Source organism: Massilia sp. IC2-278 (assembly GCF_020708045.1).
Classification (GTDB): Bacteria; Pseudomonadota; Gammaproteobacteria; order Burkholderiales; family Burkholderiaceae_D; genus Telluria.
Genome location: NZ_JAJFES010000016.1, coordinates 105,794 through 112,362 on the forward strand (window position 1 = coordinate 105,794; position 6,569 = coordinate 112,362).

Sequence of the window (6,569 nt, forward strand, 5' to 3'; positions counted from 1 at the left end):
GCTTTTTCGCATGCAGAAGCACTCATCGCTCGCGCGTGTGAGCGTCCTACCGGAGCCGGCGGTCGGGAAATATACCGGCACCATTATCTTTGTCTGCGTACTTGAACCATGGACCGCATCCTTGTCATGACTGGGCAACACCTGCTGGGGGAGGGGCTGGTGTACCTGCTCAATGCGGGAAATCCTGGGTATGAAGTGAGTTACTGTTCCTCTTTGGAAGAACTGTCGGCTGCCATGATTCATGCGGAGTTCCAGGCGATCCTGCTGGCGGAACCGACCGATGGCCTGTTGATCCTCTCCACCATCAAGAGGATTCGTTCCATCGATAATCCCCCGCGTATTATTGTTCTGCCACGCCGCGATACGTTTTCATCCCCTGCGCACCTGTGCCGCCTGGGTGTGCACGCGGTACTCCATTTCGACTGCAGCCCACAGGAGCTTCAACATGCCGTCGCATCTACAATTGAAGGGCGAACATACATGAGCAGCACAGCCAGGCAACAGCTTGCTGCCGAGTTATGCGAGAACGATCATTTTCACATAAAGCTCAGTTATCGAGAATTCGAAATTTTTTCTCTACTCATCAGGGGATACAGCATTGAACAGATCGCCCGATGGGTTTCGATCAGTAAAAAAGCAGTCAGCACCCACAAGACGGCCATTCAAACCTGCCTCCACACCCACGGACTGAGTGGAATGGTTATTTATGCATTGAAACATAGATTGTTAATCAGTCAAGAACAGTCTGGTATCTGATGAATAAAGCAAGCGAGAGCACTGCTCTAACACAATATCAACGTCTTGCATATCGGAAGATGCTGATTATCCCACTGGAAACTTGATTAAGGCACGAAAGCTTGCGCAAAATCAAACTCGTTGTAACTACAAGTAATAGTTGATGAGACAATGTGTAAGCTTATCCAGTCTGCATAACGCACGTGAACAGCGCCCCGGATGTTGCCGATCGGAGATAAACATGAATGCAGTGACGACGAACGACATGATGGAACAGATTATCGGGGCACTGGCAGGGCACGAATCCAAGGAGTTTCTTGGACGGAGAAACCACCTACTGAAACAGCAATTAACTATTTTAGTGTGCCAGGTTAGAAGTGAACAGCTATCACAGATTACGCGTGAACTGGCAGGACTCATTGTCATTGCACGGGCACATAAAAAGCTTTCGGATGCGCTCGGTTAAAAACCGACGTATGCCTGCTTATCAGCATACGAGTAGATATTGTTTGCAACGAATTTTTTGTGGCGCAGGTAAGTCCTAGCGTTCAATGTGCTCGGGTTCTGACTTCGACGACTTCGCGGCATTTGCAAGGCGGTGGCGAATGAAAGCCAATAATTGCTCATCAGTACGATCAAGAATTTCTTCCGGATATATAAAAATGCTTCTGGAACGTGCACGCACTGCTACGAAAATAATCCCGGGCTCTTCTGCTCTAGCACGAAGAGTCGCTAGCCATTCAATTGTTTCCTTCCTCATCATTCCTCCATCAAAAGTCAATCATTACGGCCACATGCAGTGCCGTTCGGTGATTGGACTACGATGACGAAAAAGGGTTCATTGATGCTGGCGCCAATTACATCCGCCATATGATCGAGAAAGTAATCGTGTGCCAGTCCAGAGAGGATCGATAGGATCCGCAGAACTTTTACCTTCACTTGCAACGCCATGAACAAGCGAAAAGACCATTTTCTGGAACAGGTCATACGGAACGGTATCTTTCTGGAGATGCGATGTGGATCAGTACACGCCTGGGCCTACATGTTCAAGAATGGAATAAGCGAAGCACTCATCTTGCGGGTCCTGTCGTCCCATACATGCCGGCGTGCCGCAGATACGGGCAGCTTCTTGAGTTGGAAACCATGCGCAGCGACGCCTGCCTTGCTCCCAGGGACGCGGGTGCCCGATGTGGCAAACGATGAGAACCTGAATAGACAGGGCTATCCATAAAAATTGGCAAGACACGATTAACATCCCAGGACGCCTTCCGACTGGATCATCGGTAGCCTGGACAGTCAGTGATATCGGATGAGATATGGCCAAGAGACTCGAACATTATGTTGTTATCGCGGAAAGAGAAACAGGTTTCTGGCTTACGTTGCCTGCGCCTACAGGCAAAACGGTGGCACGCGACGACTGGCTCAAATTGAACGATGAGGATCCCGAGCATTTCCAGCTTATCTCGCTTTCCCTTGACGCCCATCTTCCGCCTCAGCTGATGCCTAACGAAGCAATCACGCAAGTGGTCATCGAACAGGCTGTCTTCGTGATGTGGTCGGATGAGGTGCTGCAGTGATCCATACATCGTGCAGTGCAGATTTTGTAGGCATTGAATGATTTGGCAGGACAGCCTGTAACCCCGCGGACCTCAGTCTGAAGATATTGATTTCTATCCAGGACATGCGGAGTAAGGGAACGTAAGCGTTCCTGGCGAGTCCAAGTTTAGTCTCTTCGATCAGAAAGGCATTCGCATGTTCATGTCTCTGCCCACCGCAAATGCTGCCTTTCTTATTGACGAGACCGGTATCATCATGACCTGGAACGATAGCTGTGAACGCCTGCTCGGCTTCACATCGTCTGATGCAATCGGGCAACCCGTCGGCGCCCTGCTGGTCGGCGTCAGCGTCGAGGACAAGGCCGAGCGCTGGCGCGGCATGGTAGCCGACCACGGACGCACCAACAAGGTCGTATTGCGGCATTCCGGCGGAAGCCATGTCTACGCCCAGTTGGCACTATCGCCCCAGGCCGGGGCCGACGGCGCAATACATTATTGGGTTGCCGCCATCGATAACGTGCACGACGATTCCACGCCCGAGTCGGTCCGCGTCGGGCGCGTTCCGCTCGCGGCCGTCGTCGACACCTTGCCCGGCACCTTCTATGCCCTTACCCGCGAAGGCCGCTATGTACTGTGGAACCGCAACCACGAACGCATCACTGAAATGATGCCGGACGAACTGGCGGCCACCAACGCGGTCGAACTGTTCGATCTCCAGACCCGTCCCTTGATTGCCGAAAGCATCCGCCGCGTGTTCGAGGACAACGAAGAAGTCGAGATCGAGGCGGATTTCACATCGCGCAGCGGGCGCGTTACACCGGTCCTCCTGTGCGGCTCACGCGTCACCTGCAACGGCGGCGAATACCTGTTCGGCATGGGGCTCGATCTCACCCGGCGGCGCGCGCAGGAGCAGCAACTGCGCCTGCGCGAACGTGCCCTGCATGCGGCCAGCAATGGCATCGTCATTACCCGCATCGATGGCAACGATTGTCCGATCGAATACGTGAACCCGGCCTTCGAGCGCATCAGCGGCTATCCAGCCGCCGAGGTCATCGGACGAGATTCGCGCTTCATGGCCGCGCCTGGCATGGACGGCAACGAACGCGCCCGCATCCGCGCTGCCGTTGCCGCGCGCCAGCCTGTGAACGTTGTCTTCCGCAACATGCGCAAGAACGGCGAGCTGTTCTGGAACGACCTGAGCATTACGCCTGTACTCGACGAGCATGGCAAGGCCAGTCACTTCATCGGCGTCATCCTCGACGTCACCGCGACCAAGCAGCGCACTGCCCACCTCGAGCACGAAGTGAACCACGATGCCCTGACAGGCCTGGCCAACCGCAACCTGCTGTGGGACCGGCTGGAACAAGCGCTGCACCTGGCGCAGCGCCAGAAGTCCCTGGTTGCCACCGTGCTGATCGACCTGAACAACTTCAAGACCATCAATGACACAAACGGCCACGAGGCGGGCGACGTGGTGCTGAAGGTCGTGGCCAAGCGCCTGCTGGCCTCGGTGCGCGACAGCGACACGGTGGCGCGCCTGTCCGGCGACGAGTTCGTGCTGGTGCTGGTCAACCAGCCCTCGCTGCGCTTCACCCTGCGCATGATCGAACGCCTGCGCCAGGGCCTGACCCAGCCTGTGTCCTTCATGCACAAGGAAATCGCAGTCGGCGCCAGCCTTGGGGTCTCGGTGTATCCGCATGACGGCCACACCGCGGCCGAGCTAGTGCGCTCGGCCGACGTGGCGATGTACCACGCCAAGGCCACCGGCCGCAACGAGATCCATTTCTTTTCGAGCGACATGAAGTCGACCACCGACGCTCGCCAGCAACTTGACGCTGGCATGGCCCAGGCCATCGAGCGGAATGAACTTTTCATGCTGTACCAGCCATGCGTCGACGCGCGTACCGGCACCGTAAAAAGTTTCGAGGCCCTGCTCCGCTGGCGCCATCCCGAGCGCGGCGTACTGCTGCCGTCTGCCTTCCTGCTTGAAGCCGAGGAAAGCGGCCGCATCGTCCAGTTTGGCGCCTGGGTGCTGGACCAGGCCTGCGCATTCTTGCGCGAACTGAAGGCACTCGGCGTGAGCGGAGTGCCGGTGTCGGTGAACGTGTCGGCGCGCGAGTATGTTCAGCAGGATTTTGTTGCCAATATCGCCAAGTGCCTGGCCCAGTACGGCCTGGCGCCCGACAGCCTGCAGATCGAGCTGCGCGAGGAAGCGCTGATCCGCAACCCGGGCCAGGTACGCGACCTCGCCTGCCAGCTGCGCAAGCTGGGATTGACCCTGTCGGTAGACGAATTCGGCCACGGCATGAGCGACCTTGGCTTCCTGCGAGAGCTATCGGTGGGGCAACTGAAACTCTCGAAGCAGGCTGTGCACGCGATTGCCGAAAACGAGGACGCGCGCGAAGGCAATATGATGGCGCGCACGCTCATCGATATCGGGCACAACCTCAAGATGCCGGTGATCGGCGAAGCGGTGGAGACGCGCTCGCAGATGGAGTTTCTCAAGACGCATGGCTGCGAGGGCTTGCAGGGGACGTGGCTGGGCGAGCCGATGGAGGCGGAGGCTGCGCGCGAGCTGGTGCGGGACCGGATGCCGGCGTGAAGTAAGCTGGAGGGTACAAACGATCCGGATTGTCGCTCTCGTTCAGGCCCGAACGCTACCCGTAGGGTGGGCCGCAGGCCGGCCTTATCCTTCGCTGGTAATCCGGTGGATCAGGGCCCCCAGCACATCCTCCGCCATTTCGTTCGCCACCTGGCAGGTCCCCGCATTCTCATGCCCACCACCGCCATATTCGAGCATCAGCGCCCCGATATTCGTCTGCGAGGTCCGGTTCAGGATCGACTTGCCCGTCGCGAACACCGTATTCTGGTTCTTCAGCCCCCACAGCACGTGAATCGAGATGTTCGTCTCCGGGAACAGCGCATAAATGATGAAGCGGTTCCCCGCGAAAATCGTCTCTTCATTACGCAAGTCCAGCACCACCAAATTGCGCTCGACCCGCGCGCAGCGGCGGATCTGTTCCTTGCAGCGCTCGCTGTGTTCGAAATACAGCCGGGTCCGCTCCTGCACGTCGGCCAGCGCCATGATCTGGTCGATGTTCAAGGTGCGGCAGGCGTCGATCAGCGCCATCATCAGCTGGTAGTTGGAAATGCGGAAGTCATGGAAGCGCCCCAGCCCGGTGCGCGCGTCCATCAGGAAGTTGAGCAGGTTCCAGCCGCTCGGCTCCAGCACCTCGCTGCGGGTGAAACGCGCGGCGTCGGCCTTGTCGACCGCCGTCATCATCTCGGCCCAGCTGGCCGGGAAGGCGGCGGCGCCGTAATGGTCCCAGACCACGCGCGCGGCCGAGGGGGCGTTCGGCTGGATCACGTGGTTGGCACGCGGCCCGGTATTGCGCATCGTTTCCGACAGGTGGTGGTCAAACACCAGGTGCGCGCCGGCGACGTAGGGCAAATTGGTGGTGATGTCGCGGCTGGTGATGGCGATCTTCCCGTCCTGCATGTCCTTGGGGTGGACGAACAGGATGTCGTCGATCAGGTCCAGGTGTTTCAGGAGGACGGCGCAGACCAGGCCATCGAAATCGCTGCGGGTGACGAGACGGAATCGAGCAGGAACGGCAGACATCGGCATACCCTTTCATCGGACGGATCATGGGCTGGCGCGGCCAGGAAGTGAATTCATCATACCGCGCAAAATTTCCGATGGACAGCTTTTGTGTGTATATTCGGCAACTTACAACGCCGCAGCAGGCGTTTGCATGCAGCCTGTTGCCCGCTTTGTGCAGGCTGTCGCACAGCGCGTGCGGGGTGAGCCTCCCGGCGCTAGAGTTGTGTCATTCCAACACAGCGAGACCGGCGGCGATGTATTCCAGGCATCACTTTTTCGTCACCGGGCGGCGGCAACGCGGTACACTCGCACCCGCAATGACACCTGACAAACACCTGACCATGCAAGCGCGCAGCTCTGCCCATTACTATTTTTCCGGCACCTTGTCGTGGCTGTACCGCGCCTTCGACAGCGTGGCCACCTGGGTGACGCAACTGTCGTGGTGGAAATTTTTCCTGTTCGCGGCGCTGATGCTGATCGCCGGCACCATCTTGCAGGAAGAGCTGTTTTCCGGCAGCGACGAAGAGCCGCGCCTGGAACGCGGCGAGCGCAAGGAGCGGGCCAGCATCACCATCGACGACAGCGGCATCCGCTTCAATTCGCGCAACAAGAACCCGCCGGCCGCGCCCGGCGCTCCCCCGGCCCCGCCCGCTGCGCCTGGCGCTCCGGCGGCG

5 protein-coding genes and 1 pseudogene are annotated in these 6,569 nt (G+C 58.1%); 5 read left to right on the plus strand and 1 reads right to left on the minus strand.

The window, feature by feature from the left end:
• Positions 1 to 108: 108 nt before the first annotated feature.
• The 4 genes from LK540_RS21790 (at position 109) to LK540_RS21805 (ending at position 4,893) form a co-directional block, all read left to right on the plus strand.
• Positions 109 to 756, plus strand: coding sequence for a response regulator transcription factor (locus LK540_RS21790; protein WP_229439453.1), 648 nt, complete (start codon positions 109 to 111; stop codon positions 754 to 756).
• A gap of 220 nt (positions 757 to 976) precedes the next feature.
• The gene (locus tag LK540_RS21795; RefSeq protein ID WP_229439455.1) at positions 977 to 1,201 is read left to right on the plus strand and encodes a hypothetical protein; all 225 of its coding nucleotides are present in this window, start codon (positions 977 to 979) and stop codon (positions 1,199 to 1,201) included.
• A gap of 850 nt (positions 1,202 to 2,051) precedes the next feature.
• A complete protein-coding gene (locus tag LK540_RS21800) occupies positions 2,052 to 2,312 on the plus strand; it encodes a hypothetical protein (protein ID WP_229439457.1) in 261 nt (86 codons plus the stop codon).
• Positions 2,313 to 2,493: 181 nt separating this feature from the next.
• Positions 2,494 to 4,893 (plus strand): EAL domain-containing protein, encoded by a 2,400-nt coding sequence (locus LK540_RS21805; protein WP_267498875.1) that lies wholly within the window; start codon positions 2,494 to 2,496, stop codon positions 4,891 to 4,893.
• Between the two features lie 84 nt (positions 4,894 to 4,977).
• Here LK540_RS21805 and LK540_RS21810 read toward each other — a convergent pair whose 3' ends face one another.
• On the minus strand, positions 4,978 to 5,913 hold the full coding sequence (locus LK540_RS21810; RefSeq protein WP_229439465.1) for an exopolyphosphatase: 936 nt from the start codon (positions 5,911 to 5,913) through the stop codon (positions 4,978 to 4,980).
• Positions 5,914 to 6,212: 299 nt separating this feature from the next.
• Here LK540_RS21810 and LK540_RS21815 point away from each other — a divergent pair.
• Positions 6,213 to 6,569, plus strand: a pseudogene (locus LK540_RS21815) (sensor histidine kinase); the annotation flags it as partial.